12 protein-coding genes are annotated in these 15609 nt (G+C 58.1%); 10 read left to right on the top strand and 2 right to left on the bottom strand.

Annotated features, from left to right (window positions below; all coding sequences use genetic code 11):
• Nucleotides 1-10: 10 nt before the first annotated feature.
• The 9 genes from bamA to accA all read left to right on the top strand — a co-directional run bounded on the left by bamA (nt 11) and on the right by accA (nt 11836).
• Entirely contained in the window at nt 11-2542 is a 2532-nt protein-coding gene (bamA, locus tag ACTG2T_RS04120; RefSeq protein WP_330124046.1) for an outer membrane protein assembly factor BamA, read from the top strand.
• 149 nt (nt 2543-2691) lie between these two features.
• Entirely contained in the window at nt 2692-3204 is a 513-nt protein-coding gene (locus ACTG2T_RS04115; protein ID WP_005338563.1) for an OmpH family outer membrane protein, read from the top strand.
• Nucleotides 3205-3207: 3 nt separating this feature from the next.
• On the top strand, nt 3208-4227 hold the full coding sequence (lpxD, locus tag ACTG2T_RS04110; protein ID WP_236352924.1) for a UDP-3-O-(3-hydroxymyristoyl)glucosamine N-acyltransferase: 1020 nt from the start codon (nt 3208-3210) through the stop codon (nt 4225-4227).
• A 24-nt stretch (nt 4228-4251) separates the two neighbouring features.
• Nucleotides 4252-4713 carry a 3-hydroxyacyl-ACP dehydratase FabZ gene (fabZ, locus tag ACTG2T_RS04105; RefSeq protein WP_005338559.1) on the top strand — a complete coding sequence of 154 codons (462 nt, stop codon included), beginning with the start codon at nt 4252-4254 and terminating at the stop codon, nt 4711-4713.
• A gap of 5 nt (nt 4714-4718) precedes the next feature.
• Nucleotides 4719-5510: an acyl-ACP--UDP-N-acetylglucosamine O-acyltransferase gene (gene lpxA, locus ACTG2T_RS04100; RefSeq protein WP_005338557.1), complete on the top strand. Its 792-nt coding sequence runs from the start codon at nt 4719-4721 to the stop codon at nt 5508-5510.
• Complete coding sequence (gene lpxB, locus ACTG2T_RS04095) at nt 5503-6642, top strand: lipid-A-disaccharide synthase (RefSeq protein WP_040098041.1); 1140 nt, start codon at nt 5503-5505, stop codon at nt 6640-6642. Before lpxA ends, lpxB begins: the two co-directional genes overlap by 8 nt.
• A gap of 119 nt (nt 6643-6761) precedes the next feature.
• On the top strand, nt 6762-7352 hold the full coding sequence (gene rnhB / locus ACTG2T_RS04090) for a ribonuclease HII (protein ID WP_330124047.1): 591 nt from the start codon (nt 6762-6764) through the stop codon (nt 7350-7352).
• A gap of 38 nt (nt 7353-7390) precedes the next feature.
• Nucleotides 7391-10870, top strand: a complete 3480-nt coding sequence (dnaE, locus tag ACTG2T_RS04085; RefSeq protein ID WP_164537521.1) for a DNA polymerase III subunit alpha — start codon at nt 7391-7393, stop codon at nt 10868-10870.
• A gap of 15 nt (nt 10871-10885) precedes the next feature.
• A complete protein-coding gene (accA, locus tag ACTG2T_RS04080; protein ID WP_005338549.1) occupies nt 10886-11836 on the top strand; it encodes an acetyl-CoA carboxylase carboxyl transferase subunit alpha in 951 nt (316 codons plus the stop codon).
• A gap of 313 nt (nt 11837-12149) precedes the next feature.
• Here the strand turns inward: accA and ACTG2T_RS04075 are convergent, their stop codons facing one another.
• Both ACTG2T_RS04075 and tal read right to left on the bottom strand, forming a co-directional pair.
• Complete coding sequence (locus tag ACTG2T_RS04075) at nt 12150-12332, bottom strand: DUF3545 family protein (protein ID WP_005338547.1); 183 nt, start codon at nt 12330-12332, stop codon at nt 12150-12152.
• 160 nt (nt 12333-12492) lie between these two features.
• A complete protein-coding gene (tal, locus tag ACTG2T_RS04070) occupies nt 12493-13443 on the bottom strand; it encodes a transaldolase (protein ID WP_330124048.1) in 951 nt (316 codons plus the stop codon).
• 701 nt (nt 13444-14144) lie between these two features.
• On the opposite strand from tal, the gene ACTG2T_RS04065 reads away from it, so the two are divergent.
• Nucleotides 14145-15575: an alanine/glycine:cation symporter family protein gene (locus ACTG2T_RS04065; protein ID WP_330124049.1), complete on the top strand. Its 1431-nt coding sequence runs from the start codon at nt 14145-14147 to the stop codon at nt 15573-15575.
• Nucleotides 15576-15609 lie beyond the last annotated feature (34 nt).

Genomic DNA, 15609 nt, shown 5'->3' with positions numbered 1-15609 from the left:
TAAGAACAAAATGGCTGTTAAAAAAGCATTGGTGTTGAGTTGCCTGCTGGGTGCCAGTTTCCTGGTCCAGGCGGCCCCTGCCTCTTTTGTGGTGCAAGATATCCAGGTCGAAGGTCTGCAACGGGTGACCCTGGGTGCCGCACTGTTGAACCTGCCGATCCGGGTCGGTGATACCGTCGACTCCGTGGCTCTGGCCAGCGCCATCAAAAAGCTCTATGCCTCGGGTAACTTCGAGGATGTGAAGGTTTACCGTGACGGCCAAGTGCTGCAAGTGATGGTCAAGGAGCGTCCGACCATCTCCAGCATCGAGTTTGCCGGCAACAAGGATATCAAAGAGGAGCAACTGACCCAGAGTCTGGAGTCCTCCGGTATCCGTGTGGGCGATCCGCTGGATCGCACCGTGCTCACCTCCCTCGAGAAGGGACTGGAAGATTTCTACTATGGCGTGGGTAAATATTCCGCCAAGGTCAAGGCCATCGTCACCCCGTTGCCGCGCAACCGGGTCGACCTCAAGTTCACCTTCGTGGAAGGGGAAGCGGCCAAGATCCAGCAGATCAACATCGTCGGCAACAGCGTTTTCCCTGAAGAGAAGCTGATTGCCCAGCTCTCCCTGCGCGACGAAGTGCCCTGGTGGAACTTCACCGCCGATCAGCGCTATCAGAAGCAGAAACTGGCCGGTGATATCGAGACCCTGCGCTCTTACTACATGGACCGCGGCTATATCCGCTTCCAGCAGGAGTCTACCCAGGTCTCCATGACCCCCGACAAGAAGGGGGTCTATGTCACCCTCAACATCAAGGAAGGGGATCAGTACAAGGTCTCCGGTGTCCAGCTCAAGGGTGACCTGATCGACCGTGGTGGCGAGATGAAGGGGTTGATCCCGATCGTTGCCGGCAGCACTTACTCTGCCAGTCAGGTGACTCATACCGAAGAGGTGCTCTCCAAGTTCCTCGGCCGTTACGGTTATGCCTATCCGAAAGTGGTCACCTTCCCACAGGTCAATGACAAGACCAAAGAAGTCGAGCTGATCGTCAACGTTGAGCCGGGCCCCCGTGTCTATGTGCGCAATATCAACTTCAGCGGTAACGCCACTACCGAAGATCAGGTACTGCGTCGTGAGATGCGCCAGATGGAGGGCACCTGGCTCTCCTCCGACAACATCGAGCAGTCCAAGAGCCGTCTCAACCGCCTTGGCTACTTCGAGAGCGTCGAAGTGGACACCAAGCGGGTGCCGGGCAACGATGATCTGGTTGACCTCGACTTCAAGGTCAAGGAGCAGCCAGCAGGCTCCATCAACGCCGGTATCGGTTACGGTACCGAATCTGGTCTGAGCCTGCAGGCGGGGATCTCCCAGGACAACTTTATGGGTACCGGTAAAAAGGTCTCCATCAACGCCAGCACCAACGACTACTCCAAGAACGTTGACCTGAGCTACAACGACCCCTACTTCACCGTGGATGGTGTCAGCCTGGGTGGTCGGGTCTACTACAACCAGTTCCGCGCCGATGATGCCGATATCGTTGATTACGAGAACGAAACCATCGGTTTCCGTCTCTCCAGCGGCTTCCCGGTCAACGAGTTCAACCGTCTCGACTTCAGTACCGGTATCGAGAGCACCAAGCTGAGCCGTCCGTCATTCAATGCCCAGAACTATCAGGAGTGTCTGAAGGACAATCCGGATACTGATGGCAATACCTATTGCTGGGATCAGTGGAATGATAACCGCCAGTCGGTACAGATGGATCAGTTCTGGAATGCTTACTCACAGGATGGTTCCAACCTCGATTTCGTGACCGTTGATGTCACCGCTGGCTGGACCCGCTCTACCCTGAACAAGGGGATGTTCCCGACTTCTGGCGATCGTCAGCGTATCAACGCCAAGGTGACCGTACCGGGCATGGAGCTGCAGTACTACAAGCTCTCTGCCGAAGATGCCCACTACTTCCCGCTCGATGCGGATCACAGTTGGGTAATGATCGGCAAGGGTCGTGTCTCCTACGGTAACGGCTATGGCGATGACTCCATGCTGCCGTTCTTCGAGAACTACTATGCCGGTGGTTTCGATACGGTGCGTGGTTTCAAGAGCAATACCATTGGTCCCAAGGCGATCTACAAGACCTACAACAAGCCGGGTGCTGGCAGTTGCACGGGGTCTCAGCCGTGTGAAACTGGCTACTATGAAGGTTCCGACACCTCGGTGGGCGGTAACGCTCTGGCCGTCGCCTCACTGGAGCTTGTCTTCCCGACCCCGTTCGTCTCCGAGACCTATCGTCCGCAGATCCGTTCCACCGTCTTTATGGACGCAGGTACCGTCTGGAGCACTGATTTTGCCAACGGGGCATATCCTTGCGCCGCCGGTTCTGATTGCAACTATCTGAGCCAGGACTACTCCAACCCGGGCAATATCCGGGTCTCTGCCGGTGTCTCCCTGCAGTGGCTCTCGCCGATGGGCCCGCTGGTGTTTGCCTTGGCCAAGCCGATCAAGAAATATGAAGGGGATCGCACCGAAGTCTTCTCCTTCAACATCGGTCGTACTTTCTAAGCAGAGTTTCGCCCCCACCCATGCGGTGGGGGTCTTCAATGATGGGACGCGCGGTATGCGTGCCTCACCAGGTAACAAGACGGTCCTAACGCCGCTTGCATAATCGGGTAAATCAGGTAGCCCTCGCCATGAGGGAACAAGGAGTAAGTGTGAATAAAGCGTTGAAAGTAGCTGGTTTGAGCTTTGCACTGATGGCTGCCGGCATGGGTTCTGCCTTCGCTGAGACCAAGATCGCCGTGGTTGATATGGGCGAAGTCTTCCAAAAGCTGCCCCAGCGTGAAGCCGTTGCAGCCAAGCTGAAAGGTGAATTCGAGCCGCGTATGCGTGAGCTGCAGAAGCTGGAACAGGAAGGCCAGAAGCTGGTCGAGAAGTTCCGCAAGGATGAAGCCTTCATGAGCGCCGAGCAGAAGAAGCAGAACCAGGAGAAGCTGGCCAAGCTGCAGATGGAGTTCAACCAGAAGCGTCAAGCCTTTGAGCAGGACAACGGTCGCCGTCAGTCCGAAGAGCGCAACAAGATCCTGACCAAGGTGCAGGCTGCCATCGATTCCATCGCCAAGAGCAATGGTTACGATCTGGTGCTGGAGCGCAATGCCGCCCCGTATGCCGCCAGCAAGCTGGACATCTCCGGCCAGGTTATTTCTCAGGTAAGCAAGAGCAACTAATTGATGGCATTCACTCTCGCACAGCTGGCCCAGCAACTGGGGGCCCAGGTCCATGGCGACGGAACCCTGGAAATCCGCAAGGTAGCGACACTGGAAAAGGCCGGGGAGGGGGATATCACCTTCCTGTCCAATAAGAAGTACCGGCACTATCTGGAGCAGAGCAAGGCGACCGCCGTGCTTATTACAGAAGCGGATCTGCCATTTTGTCCCACCAATGCCCTGGTGCTCAAAGACCCCTATGTGGGCTTTGCCCGGGTAGCCCAACTGCTGGACACCACCCCGCAGCCGGCCACGGATATCCATCCGAGCGCCGTTATCGCGGCTGACGTGCAACTGGGCGAGAGAGTGGCCATCGGCGCCAATGCAGTGATCGAATCCGGCGTCGTGCTGGGTGACGATGTACGCATTGGCCCGGGCTGTTTTATTGGCAGAAATACCCGGCTGGGAGCCCGCTCCCGGCTGTGGGCCAACGTCACCCTCTATCACAATGTGACCATGGGTACCGACTGTCTGGTTCAATCCGGCACAGTGATCGGCGCCGATGGTTTCGGTTATGCCAACGAGCGTGGCGAGTGGATCAAGATCCCCCAGCTCGGCGGTGTGACCATTGGCAACCGGGTCGAGATCGGTGCCTGTACCACCATTGACCGCGGTGCGCTGGAAGATACCCGCATTGCTGACAACGTCATCATCGACAACCAGTGCCAGATCGCCCACAACGTGGAGATCGGTTACGGCACCGCCGTGGCGGGCTCTACCGTGATGGCTGGTAGTCTCAAGGTCGGCAAATACTGTATCATTGGCGGCGCTTCCGTCTTTAACGGGCATATGGAGATCTGCGACCAGGCCACCGTCACCGGTATGGCCATGGTGATGCGACCCATTACCGAGCCCGGTGTCTACTCTTCCGGCATCCCTCTGCAAACCAATAAAGAGTGGCGCAAGACCGCCGCCCGGGTGATGCGTATCGAAGAGATGCACAAGCGGTTAAGCAAGCTTGAGAAGAAGCTGGATCAAGAATAATCACGATTGGTATAGGGTACTGTTTTGACTACTGAAAAGAAGAGCCTGGGTATCCAGGAAATCATGGATCTGCTGCCCCACCGTTATCCGTTTCTGATGGTGGATCGTGTAGACGACTACGAGATCAGCGATGAGCGCAAAACCCTGCGCGCCATCAAGAACGTCTCGTTCAACGAGCCGATCTTCCAGGGGCACTTCCCGGCCAAGCCGGTGTTCCCGGGCGTACTGATCCTGGAAGCGATGGCACAGGCCACCGGTATCCTGGCCTTTACCATGGTGGGCAAGCCGTCTCCCAACGAACTCTACTATTTTGCCTCAATCGACAACGCTCGCTTCAAGCGTCCGGTCGGCCCCGGTGACCAACTGGTGCTCGACGTGGAGTTCCTGAAAGAGCGTCGCGGTATTGCCAAGTTCACCGGTGTCGCCACCGTCGACGGTGAAGTGGTCTGTACCGCCGAGCTGATGTGCGCCAAACGCGAGGTTTAACACACGTGATCGACCAGACTGCCATCATTCACGATACTGCCATCGTCCATGAGTCTGCCGTGATCGGTAAAGGGGTTGAAATCGGCCCCTTTTCTGTCATCGGCGCCGAGGTGGAAATCGGTGACAACACCTGGGTAGGTTCCCATGTGGTGATCAAGGGCCCGACCAAGATTGGTCGCGGCAACAAGATCTTCCAGCACACCTCCATCGGTGAGGATTGCCAGGACAAGAAGTACGCCGGTGAGCGCACCTTCCTCGAAATTGGCGACAACAACGTCATTCGCGAGAACTGCACCTTCCACCGTGGCACCATTCAGGATCAATCCCTGACCAAGGTCGGCAGCGGCAACCTGTTCATGGTCAACGTTCATGTTGCCCACGACTGCATCATCGGTGACAACTGCATCTTCGCCAACAACGCGACCCTGGCGGGCCACGTGGTGATCGGTGACTTCGTGATCTTCGGTGGTCTCTCCGCCATTCACCAGTTCGGCCGCGTCGGTTCCCACGCCTTCGTCGGTGGCTGCGCCGCCCTGAACAAGGACGTGCCGCCTTACGTGATGGCCGCCGGCAACTACGCCAAGCCGTTCGGGGTCAACTCCGAAGGTCTGCGTCGCCGCGGTTTCAGCGCCGAGGCCATCTCTGCCGTCAAGCGTGCCTACAAAGAGATCTTCCGTTCCGGCAAGACCATCGAAGAGGTGCTGCCGGTGCTGATCGAGATGGCGCAAGCCGAACCGGCCGTCCAGCTCTATGTGGACTTCCTCAAAGATAACGAGCGCGGGATCATCCGTGCCTGATCCGGTTCGTATCGGTATCGTCGCCGGAGAAGTCTCCGGCGACATTCTGGCTGCCGGTCTGGTGCGCGAGCTGCAGGCCCGCTACCCGGATGCGCAGTTCGAAGGGATCGCCGGGCCGCGGATGCAGGCCCTCGGCGTCAAGGCGCTGTTCGAGATGGAAGAGCTCTCCGTCATGGGGATCACCGAGGTGCTGGGCCGTCTGCCGCGTATTCTCAAGGTCCGTCGCGAACTGCTGCGCCACTTTATTGCCAATCCGCCCGATATCTTCATCGGCGTGGATGCACCGGATTTCAATATCGGAGTGGAGCTGAAACTGCGCCGCGCCGGTATCAAGACGGTTCACTATGTCAGCCCCTCTGTGTGGGCCTGGCGCCAGAACCGCATTCACAAGATCAAGGCCGCTACCGACATGGTGCTCGCCTTCCTGCCGTTCGAGAAAGCCTTTTACGACCGCTTCGACGCCCCTTGCCGTTTTGTCGGTCACACCATGGCGGATGATATTCCATTGGTGCCGGATCAGGCTGCCGTGCGTCGCAATCTCGGTATCGATGCCAATCGCCGCTGGCTGGCAGTGCTGCCGGGCAGCCGCACCGCAGAAGTGGGCTTTATGTCCCCCCTGTTTCTCGAAGCGTGCAAACACCTGACGGTGCGCTATCCGGATCTCGGCTTCATCGTGCCGCTGGTCAACCAGAAACGGCGCGAGCAGTTTATGGCCATCAAGGCCGAGGTAGCGCCGGGTCTCGACATGGTGCTGCTGGAAGGGCAGGGCCGCGAGGCGATGATCGCTGCCGACGTGGTGATGCTGGCCTCTGGCACCGCGGCGCTCGAAGCCATGCTGGTGAAAAAGCCGATGGTGGTGGGCTACAAGCTCAAGCCCTTCAGCTACTGGCTGGCCCAGCGACTGGTAAAGACCGAATTTGTCTCTCTGCCCAACCTGCTGGCTGGGCGCATGCTGGTGCCGGAACTCATCCAGCACGAGTGCACCCCGGAGAATCTGGTGGAAGAGGTGAGCAAGTACTTCGAGCACGACAACAGTGCGCTGGTCAACACCTTCACCGAGCTGCACCAGCTGATCCGCTGCAATGCAGACTCGCAGGCCGCCGATGCGGTGGCGGATCTGCTTGGCAGATAACGCTATTTCGGACCGTCGATTGCGCCGCACAGCCCGTTAATCCGTTTTCCGAGCGGTGATGCCGCGCCAGTCGACCCCTGTCAGGCCCCACGGGGCCTGTTTTGATTCAAGGCTACAAGATGATGATCGATATTCCTGACGACAAGCTGGTTGCCGGTGTGGACGAAGTGGGCCGTGGCCCCCTGGTGGGTGACGTGGTCACCGCTGCGGTCATTCTCGATCCCGCCAATCCGATCGCGGGGCTCAACGACTCCAAGAAGCTCTCCGAGAAGAAGCGGCTGGCGCTGTTTGACGAGATCAAAGAGAAAGCGCTCGCCTGGGCCATCGGTCGCGCCACTCCGGAGGAGATCGACGAGCTCAACATCCTGCATGCCACCATGCTGGCGATGCAGCGCGCTGTGGCGGGATTGAAGGTCACCCCCGAACTGGTCTTTATCGATGGCAACCGCTGCCCAAGTTTGCCGATGGAGGCGCGTGCCGTGGTCAAGGGCGATAGCCTGGTGGCCGCCATCAGTGCCGCCTCGATCCTCGCCAAGGTGACCCGAGATGCGGAGATGACCGAGCTGGACAGTCGCCATCCCGAGTATGGTTTTGCCCGCCACAAGGGTTACCCTACGCCTGAGCACCTCGCCATTCTGGCCGAGCGTGGCCCGTTGCCCGAATATCGCAAGAGCTTCAAACCGGTGCGCCGCGCACTGGGGATCGAGTAGACCATGCCATTTAGTTTGAGCAGCGAGAGGAGATGACGATGGCTGAACCCCGTTTTATCCACCTGCGAGTCCACTCCGACTTCTCCATGGTCGATGGCCTGCAGAAGATCAACCCCATCGTCGGGGCGGCGGCGGCCAACAACATGCCGGCGCTGGCGCTGACCGATCAGATGAATATGTGCGGTCTGGTGCGCTTCTATGGCGCGGCCCACGGCAAGGGGATCAAGCCCATCGTCGGTGCCGACTTTTGGGTGCAGAGCGATGAGCTCGGCGACGAGCAGTTCCGTCTCACCCTGCTGGCCATGGATAACGACGGCTACCAGAACATCACCCTGCTTATTTCCCGCGGTTACCAGCGCGGCCACGTGCAGGGGCGTCCGGTTATCGACAAGAGCTGGCTCGCCGAGCATGCCAAGGGGGTGATCGTCCTCTCCGGCGGGCGCGAGGGGGATGTGGGCAAGTTCCTGCTCAAGGGCAACCGGCAGATGACCGAGCAGTGCGTCGCCTTCTATCAGACCCACTTCCCCGATGCCTACTACCTCGAACTGCTGCGTACCGGTCGACCTGACGAAGAGGTCTACTTGCACATGGCGGTGGCCATCGCCACCGAGTTCGAGCTGCCAGTGGTCGCCACCAACGAGGTGGTGTTCCTCAACGCCGATGACTTCGATGCCCACGAGATCCGGGTTGCCATCCACGATGGCTATACCCTGATGGACAAACGCCGTCCCCGTCGCTACAGCCCCCAGCAGTACCTGCGCAGTCAGGAGGAGATGGCGGAGCTGTTTGCCGATATCCCCGAAGCGCTGGAAAACACGGTGGAGATCGCCAAGCGCTGCAACGTGACGGTGCGTCTTGGCGAATACTTCCTGCCCAACTTCCCGACCGGTGACATGACTACCGAAGATTTTCTGGTGGCCAAGTCGAAAGAGGGTCTGGAGGAGCGTCTCGAGTTTCTGTTCCCGGATCCGGCGGTGCGGGCCGAGCGCCGTCCCGAGTATGACGAGCGCCTCGATGTCGAGCTGAAAGTGATCAACCAGATGGGCTTCCCGGGTTACTTCCTCATCGTGATGGAGTTTATCCAGTGGTCCAAGGACAACGGCATTCCCGTTGGCCCGGGCCGGGGCTCGGGGGCGGGCTCTCTGGTGGCTTACGCCCTCAAGATCACCGACCTCGACCCGCTGGAATTTGACCTGCTGTTCGAACGTTTCCTGAACCCCGAGCGGGTATCCATGCCCGACTTCGACGTCGACTTCTGCATGGACCGACGCGACGAGGTGATCGAGCACGTCTCCGACATGTATGGCCGGGATGCGGTCTCCCAGATCATCACCTTCGGTAGCATGGCGGCCAAGGCAGTAGTGCGGGACGTGGGCCGGGTGCTGGGCCACGCTTACGGCTTTGTGGATCGTATCTCCAAGCTGATCCCGCCGGATCCGGGCATGACGCTTGCCAAGGCATTCGAGGCCGAGCCCAAGCTGCCCGAGCTCTACGAGCAGGATGAGGAGGTCAAAGACCTCATCGACATGGCCCGCCGCTTGGAAGGGGTCGTACGCAACGCCGGTAAACACGCAGGTGGCGTGGTGATCGCGCCCACCAAGATCACCGACTTTGCGCCGCTCTATTGCGATGATGAGGGCCATCACCCGGTCACCCAGTTCGACAAGAACGACGTGGAATACGCGGGTCTGGTGAAGTTCGACTTCCTGGGTCTGCGAACGCTCACCATCATCGACTGGGCGCTCGGCATGATAAACCCGCGTCTTGCCAAAGAGGGCAAGCCGCCGGTGGATATTGCCGCCATCCCTATCGATGACAAGAAGTCGTTCGACCTGCTCCAGCGCTACGAGACCACAGCGGTATTCCAGCTCGAATCCCGCGGCATGAAGGATCTCATCAAGCGGCTGCGTCCCGACTGCTTCGAAGACATGATCGCACTGGTGGCCCTGTTCCGTCCGGGCCCGCTCCAGTCAGGCATGGTGGATAACTTCATCGACCGTAAACACGGTAATGAAGCTATCTCCTACCCGGATGAGAAGTGGCAGCACGAGAGCCTGAAACCGATTCTGGAACCGACCTACGGCATCATCCTCTATCAGGAGCAGGTGATGCAGATCGCCCAGACCCTGGCGGGCTACACGCTCGGTGGCGCAGACATGCTGCGCCGGGCGATGGGTAAGAAAAAGCCCGAGGAGATGGCCAAGCAGCGGGCCGGTTTCGAGGAGGGCGCCGTCAAGAATGGCGTCGACGGCGAACTGGCGATGAAGATCTTCGATCTGGTGGAGAAGTTTGCGGGCTACGGCTTCAACAAATCCCACTCCGCCGCCTACGCGCTGGTCTCCTACCAGACCCTCTGGCTCAAGACCCACTTCCCGGCCGAGTTTATGGCGGCGGTCATGACCGCCGATATGGACAACACCGACAAGATCGTGACCCTGGTGGATGAGTGTCAGCGGATGGGGCTGACCGTGATTCCGCCTGATGTGAACACCGGCCGCTATCGCTTCTCGGTCAACGAAGATGGCCATATCGTCTACGGGATCGGGGCGGTGAAGGGGGTCGGTGAAGGCCCCATCGATGCGATCTTGAGCGCCCGGGATCAGGACGGCCCGTTCCGCGATCTGTTCGACTTCTGCAACCGGGTCGATATCAAGAAGCTCAACAAGCGGGTGATGGAGAAGCTGATCCTCTCCGGCGCCATGGATCGGCTCGGCCCGCACCGCGCCGCCCTGATGGCGACCCTGGAGGAGGCGATGCGTGCCGCCGAGCAGCACGCCAAGGCGCAGGCGGTGGGGCAGGTCGACATGTTCGGCGTGCTCACCGAAGAGATTGACGACGTCAAGAAGGCGTTTGCCAACGTGCCGCACTGGCCTGACAAGGTGTGGCTGGAAGGGGAGCGCGAGACCCTCGGGCTCTATCTCACCGGCCACCCCATCAACCAGTACAGCAGCGAATTGCGTCGTTATACCTCGGGTCGCCTGTGCGATCTGCATCCCACCTCCCGCGATACCGTAACCACGGCGGCGGGGCTGGTGATCGCGGCCCGCAGCATGGTGACCAAGCGTGGCAACAAGATGGGGATCTTCACCCTGGACGACCGTTCCGGTCGCCTCGATGTGACCCTGTTCAGTGAAGCGCTGGAAAAATATGAAGAATTGATGCAAAAAGACCGCATTTTGGTGGTTTCTGGACAGGTCAGCTTTGATGACTTCTCCGGTGGCCTTAAAATGTCGGCTCGAGAATTACTGGATATCAACGATGCGAGGGAGCGTTTTGCCAGAGCAATCCGCATCTCCCTCGATGAACAGCGGATTGATGATCGCTTTTTCCCGCGTTTGTGCGAGATTTTGGAGCCCGCCCGTGCCGGAGTCTGTCCGGTTCAGGTAAACTATCGTCGCCCCGGCTCCCGGGTGCGATTGACGCTCGGTACCGAGTGGCGGGTGACGCCCACCGATCAACTGATAGATGACTTGCGAGTCCTGCTTGGACGAGAGCGGGTTGAATTGGTTTTTGATTAGAGGTTCTAAGGCCCTATGAGTCTTTTTCTGGATTTTGAACAGCCGATTGCCGAGTTGCAGGCGCAGATTGATGAACTCAAACATGTGAGTGAAGGCAATCACGCCGTGGATCTGAAAGACGAGATCCGCCGGCTGGAGAAGAAAAACGAAGAGCTGACCAAGAAGATCTTCGGTGATCTGGGTGCCTGGCAGGTATCCCAGATGGCGCGTCATCCCCAGCGCCCCTACACCTTTGACTATATCGAGCATATCTTCACCGATTTCGACGAGTTGGCTGGCGATCGCGCCTATGCCGATGACAAGGCTATCGTCGGCGGCATCGCCCGTCTCGACGGTGAGCCTGTGATGGTGATTGGTCACCAGAAGGGTCGCGAGACCAAAGAGAAGATCAAGCGCAACTTCGGCATGCCGCGTCCGGAAGGGTACCGCAAGGCCCTACGTCTGATGGAGATGGCCGAGCGCTTCAAGATGCCGATCATCACCTTTATCGACACCCCGGGCGCTTACCCCGGCGTCGGTGCCGAAGAGCGTGGCCAGTCCGAAGCGATTGCCCGCAACCTGAAAGTGATGGCAGGTTTGACCGTGCCGGTTGTCTGCACCGTGATTGGTGAGGGTGGCTCCGGTGGTGCGCTGGCAATCGGCGTGGGTGACCGGGTCAACATGCTGCAGTACTCCACCTACTCCGTCATCTCGCCGGAAGGGTGTGCCTCCATCCTGTGGAAGAGCGCAGACAAGGCTTCTGTGGCTGCCGAAGCGATGGGGATCACTGCCCAGCGTCTGAAGGAGCTCAAGCTGATCGACCACGTGATCGACGAGCCCCTCGGCGGTGCCCACCGCGATGTGGAGAAGATGGCCAAAAACCTCAAGGCTCGCATCAAGCAGGATTTGGACGCTCTGCGTCCGCTCGATACCGAGCAGCTGCTGGAGCAGCGTTACCAGCGTCTGCTGGGCTACGGCTACTGCTAAGCGCAGCCGTCAGCCCCGAGTATTCAGGCCCCCGTCAGCGACGGGGGCTTTTTATTGCTGATGACCTGTCTTGCGATGTTTGCGCCAACGCGCCCTGAAACGGCGCAGCTCACTCTTCGCGGGTGAGGGGCTGTATTGGTATGCCATGCCGTTGGTGAGGGCTGTCAGGGACTGCGGCAACGCGTTGTCTGTCGCCTGCCCGCTGCATCCTGTGGCATCGCTGGCGATGGCATGACAAGCCACGTGTTCATCCGATTGCGGCATAAAAAAGCGCCCCGACTATGCGGAGCGCTTTTACAGGTGTCTGGCGGTATTACAGTTCAATCTCGTCTGTAAGACCTTCATAGGCGATATCGATGGATTGCAGCTCCTTCTGCAGGCGATGTTTGTCTTTCAACGCCTCGATTTCACGCCATTTACGTTTTTTTCCCGTTGTCCCGCGGCTACGCGAACCGAGTTCAACCACCTCGTCATAATCGAAGTTGAACATTTCCATGGCTCCCTCCTTGGTTTTTATCGTTTTCACCACCCGTATAACATAACGAATCTGAAATTAAAACGTTTTCGTGACGACTCTATGACAGCGCTAAAAAAGCCCATGAAAAAAAACCGGGCCCCTTGGTAGGGGCCCGGTTTTTATCAGAAAAAAGAACCGATTACAGGCGGCTTGCCAGCATGGTTTCCAGCTTGCCCTGGTCGATGGCGAACATGCGGATGCCTTCGCCCAGCTTCTCGTGAGCCATGGCGTCCTGGTTCAGTTCCCAGCGGAATTCGGCTTCGGTCATCGGGGTCGGTTTGGCCTTGCGCTCACCGGTGTAGTCCAGTTTGCGTACCACGGTCCCTTCGGTCTTGCTCAGCTCTTCCAGCAGGGCCGGGCCAATGGTCAGGCGGTCGCAACCGGCCAGTTCCAGGATCTCGCCGGTGTTGCGGAAGCTGGCGCCCATCACGACGGTCGGGTAGTCGTGCTGCTTGTAGTAGTTGTAGATGGAGGTGACGGAGACCACGCCCGGATCTTCGCTGGCGGTGTAGTCACGGTTGTGCTTGGCCTTGTACCAGTCGAGGATGCGACCCACGAACGGGGAGATCAGGAAGGCACCGGCTTCGGCACAGGCACGGGCTTGGGCGAAGGAGAACAGCAGGGTCAGGTTGCACTGGATACCCTCTTTCTCCAGTACCTCGGCGGCACGGATCCCTTCCCAGGTGGAGGCCAGCTTGATCAGAATGCGGTCGTTGCTGATGCCGGCTTCGTTGTAAAGACGGATCAGCTTGCGGGCCTTGGCGATGCTGGCTTCGGTATCGAAGGAGAGACGGGCATCCACTTCGGTAGAGATACGGCCCGGAACGATCTTCAGCACTTCCAGACCGATGTTGACGGCCAGCTTGTCGCCCGCGTCGATGATTTGCTGTGTCTTGTCCTGGCTCTGGGCTTTGGCCCACTTGATTGCGTCTTCAATCAGCGGAGCGTACTCGGGGATCTCGGAGGCCTTCAGAACCAGAGAGGGGTTGGTGGTGGCATCGATGGGCTGATAGCGTTTGATGGCTTCGATATCACCGGTGTCGGCAACAACAGTGGTCAGGGCTTTCAGCTGGGTTAATTTATCGGCCATAGCGAATATCATCTCTTAATGAGGGAGTAATCCCTGGGTTGCGGGCTTGAGACGGTGGTTCTGAAATAAAATTACAGGATCTTGGTGCCTCAGACTCAGAAAAGCGCGATGGGGGCGGCCCATCGTCATTGCCTGCCTAATTAATACTGATGTGCTGCATCCTGCAATAGGGGCGCTTGGTTGTTAAACATTCAGGCTGTTGAGTTATCCCGTTTTATGGCTTGAAACTATATGATTAGTAAGGTTTTTTACATTTTCTCCCGACCTCGCTCCGGTTTGCTTTCAGCTGAACTTTTTTAGCCAATATCCATATTTGTGTCGTCGATCACATAAATTATCTCGCTACGTACTTGAAATTTAATTACAGCGAAAACGTTTGGCGAAATATCGCCGTTTGAAAGCCATTTCATGCAAGCGTTTGCGTTTTCGGATAGCTCATCGGGGATATATCAAAATGGTTCTCTTATGGGGCTTAATGATAGCCTGTCTGATTGAATTATTGAGTTTGTTGAAAGTTTGCGATTTAAATGGAGCTTTATGGGCTTTTACCGTTCGTTTTTTGTGTCTCGCGTGACCGGGATCACTATTCCGGGCTCTCCCGCTGTGCTAGATTCCGCCCCTTTAGCGAAACGCTAATTAAACGACAGACAGAAAACGGTCAGCGCAGACTGACCATGGATGTGAATAACAACGAGAGAATTATGGACACCTTGATTGCGATGCTAAACGACCTGATGTGGGGAGCCGTGCTCATCTACCTGCTCATCGGGGTCGGTATCTTTTTCACCTTCCGCCTGGGTTTTATCCAGCTCCGTCACTTTGGCCACATGTTTTCCGTGCTGAAAAACAGCCGTAAATCGGACAACGCAGGCATCTCCTCCTTCCAGGCCCTCTGTACCAGCCTTGCCGCCCGTGTCGGCACCGGCAACCTGGCCGGTGTGGCTGTCGCCATCTATCTGGGTGGCCCCGGCGCCATCTTCTGGATGTGGCTGATTGCCTTTATCGGTATGGCGACCGCCTTCGTCGAAAGCACCCTGGCCCAGCTCTACAAGGTCAAGGATGAGGATGGCAACTACCGTGGTGGCCCGGCCTACTACATGGAGAAAGGCCTTGGCATGCGCTGGATGGGGGTGGTCTTCTCGCTCTGCCTGATCCTGGCGTTTGGTCTGGTGTTCAACGCGGTGCAGGCCAACTCCATCAGTCTGGCGATGAAGGTGGCATTTGGCATTCCTGACTGGGTCAGCGGTCTGGCGCTGGTGGCGCTCTCCGGCCTGATTATCTTCGGCGGCATTCGTGGCATTGCCCGTTTTGCAGAGCTGGTGGTGCCCTTTATGGCACTGGCATATATCCTGCTGGCGCTGGTGATCGTGGCGATGAACATCACCGAGTTGCCTCATGTCTTCATGCTGATCATCAAGTCCGCCTTCGGGATTGAGCAGGCAGGCTCAGGTGCGCTCGGTTATGCCATCTCTCAGGCGATGATCAACGGTATCAAGCGCGGTCTCTTCTCCAACGAAGCGGGGATGGGCTCTGCGCCCAACGCTGCGGCGACTGCCACTCCCTATCCGCCGCATCCGGCCTCCCAGGGTTATGTGCAGATGTTGGGGGTCTTTATGGACACCATCGTCATCTGCAGCTGTACCGCCGCCATCATCCTGATGTCCGGTCAGTTTGAGCCGGGATCCGGCGTGACCGGTGTCGAGCTGACCCAGCGGGCGCTCTCCTCCCAGATTGGCAGCGGTGGCAACATCTTCATTGCTGCGGCCATCTTCTTCTTCGCCTTCACCTCTATCGTGGCGAACTACTCCTATGCCGAGACCAATCTGGTGTTCCTCGAGCACAACCACAAGGGTGGCCTGATGCTGTTCCGGGTGTTCGTACTGGGGATGGTGATGTTCGGTGCCGTGGGTGAGTTGCCGATTGTGTGGGCGATGGCGGATGTCTCCATGGGGCTGATGGCCATCGTCAACCTGGTGGCGATCCTGCTGCTCTCCAGCGTTGCCATCAAGCTGGCCAAGGATTACAACGACCAGCTCCGGCTGGGCAAGGTGCCCACCTTCGATGCCAACAAATACCCCGAGATCCGCTCCCAGCTGGAAGAGGGGATTTGGGACAATCCGACCAAAAAATAACAAGCGGTGAGTCAAACCTCTTGATTAAAACCTG

This window comes from Aeromonas sp. 75A, assembly GCF_051919425.1.
Classification (GTDB): domain Bacteria; phylum Pseudomonadota; class Gammaproteobacteria; order Enterobacterales; family Aeromonadaceae; genus Aeromonas; species Aeromonas veronii.
The sequence above is the reverse complement of the archived record's forward strand: the minus strand, read 5'-3'. Positions and strand labels throughout refer to the sequence as shown.

What these genes read in the sequence shown, in the direction of transcription:
- bamA (WP_330124046.1), top strand. Translation starts at nt 11, where the DNA reads ATGGCTGTTAAAAAAGCATTGGTGTTGAGTTGCCTGCTGGGTGCCAGT.
- lpxD (WP_236352924.1), top strand. Translation starts at nt 3,208, where the DNA reads ATGGCATTCACTCTCGCACAGCTGGCCCAGCAACTGGGGGCCCAGGTC.
- rnhB (WP_330124047.1), top strand. Translation starts at nt 6,762, where the DNA reads ATGATGATCGATATTCCTGACGACAAGCTGGTTGCCGGTGTGGACGAA.
- dnaE (WP_164537521.1), top strand. Translation starts at nt 7,391, where the DNA reads ATGGCTGAACCCCGTTTTATCCACCTGCGAGTCCACTCCGACTTCTCC.
- accA (WP_005338549.1), top strand. Translation starts at nt 10,886, where the DNA reads ATGAGTCTTTTTCTGGATTTTGAACAGCCGATTGCCGAGTTGCAGGCG.
- ACTG2T_RS04075 (WP_005338547.1), bottom strand. Translation starts at nt 12,332, where the DNA reads ATGGAAATGTTCAACTTCGATTATGACGAGGTGGTTGAACTCGGTTCG.
- tal (WP_330124048.1), bottom strand. Translation starts at nt 13,443, where the DNA reads ATGGCCGATAAATTAACCCAGCTGAAAGCCCTGACCACTGTTGTTGCC.
- ACTG2T_RS04065 (WP_330124049.1), top strand. Translation starts at nt 14,145, where the DNA reads ATGGACACCTTGATTGCGATGCTAAACGACCTGATGTGGGGAGCCGTG.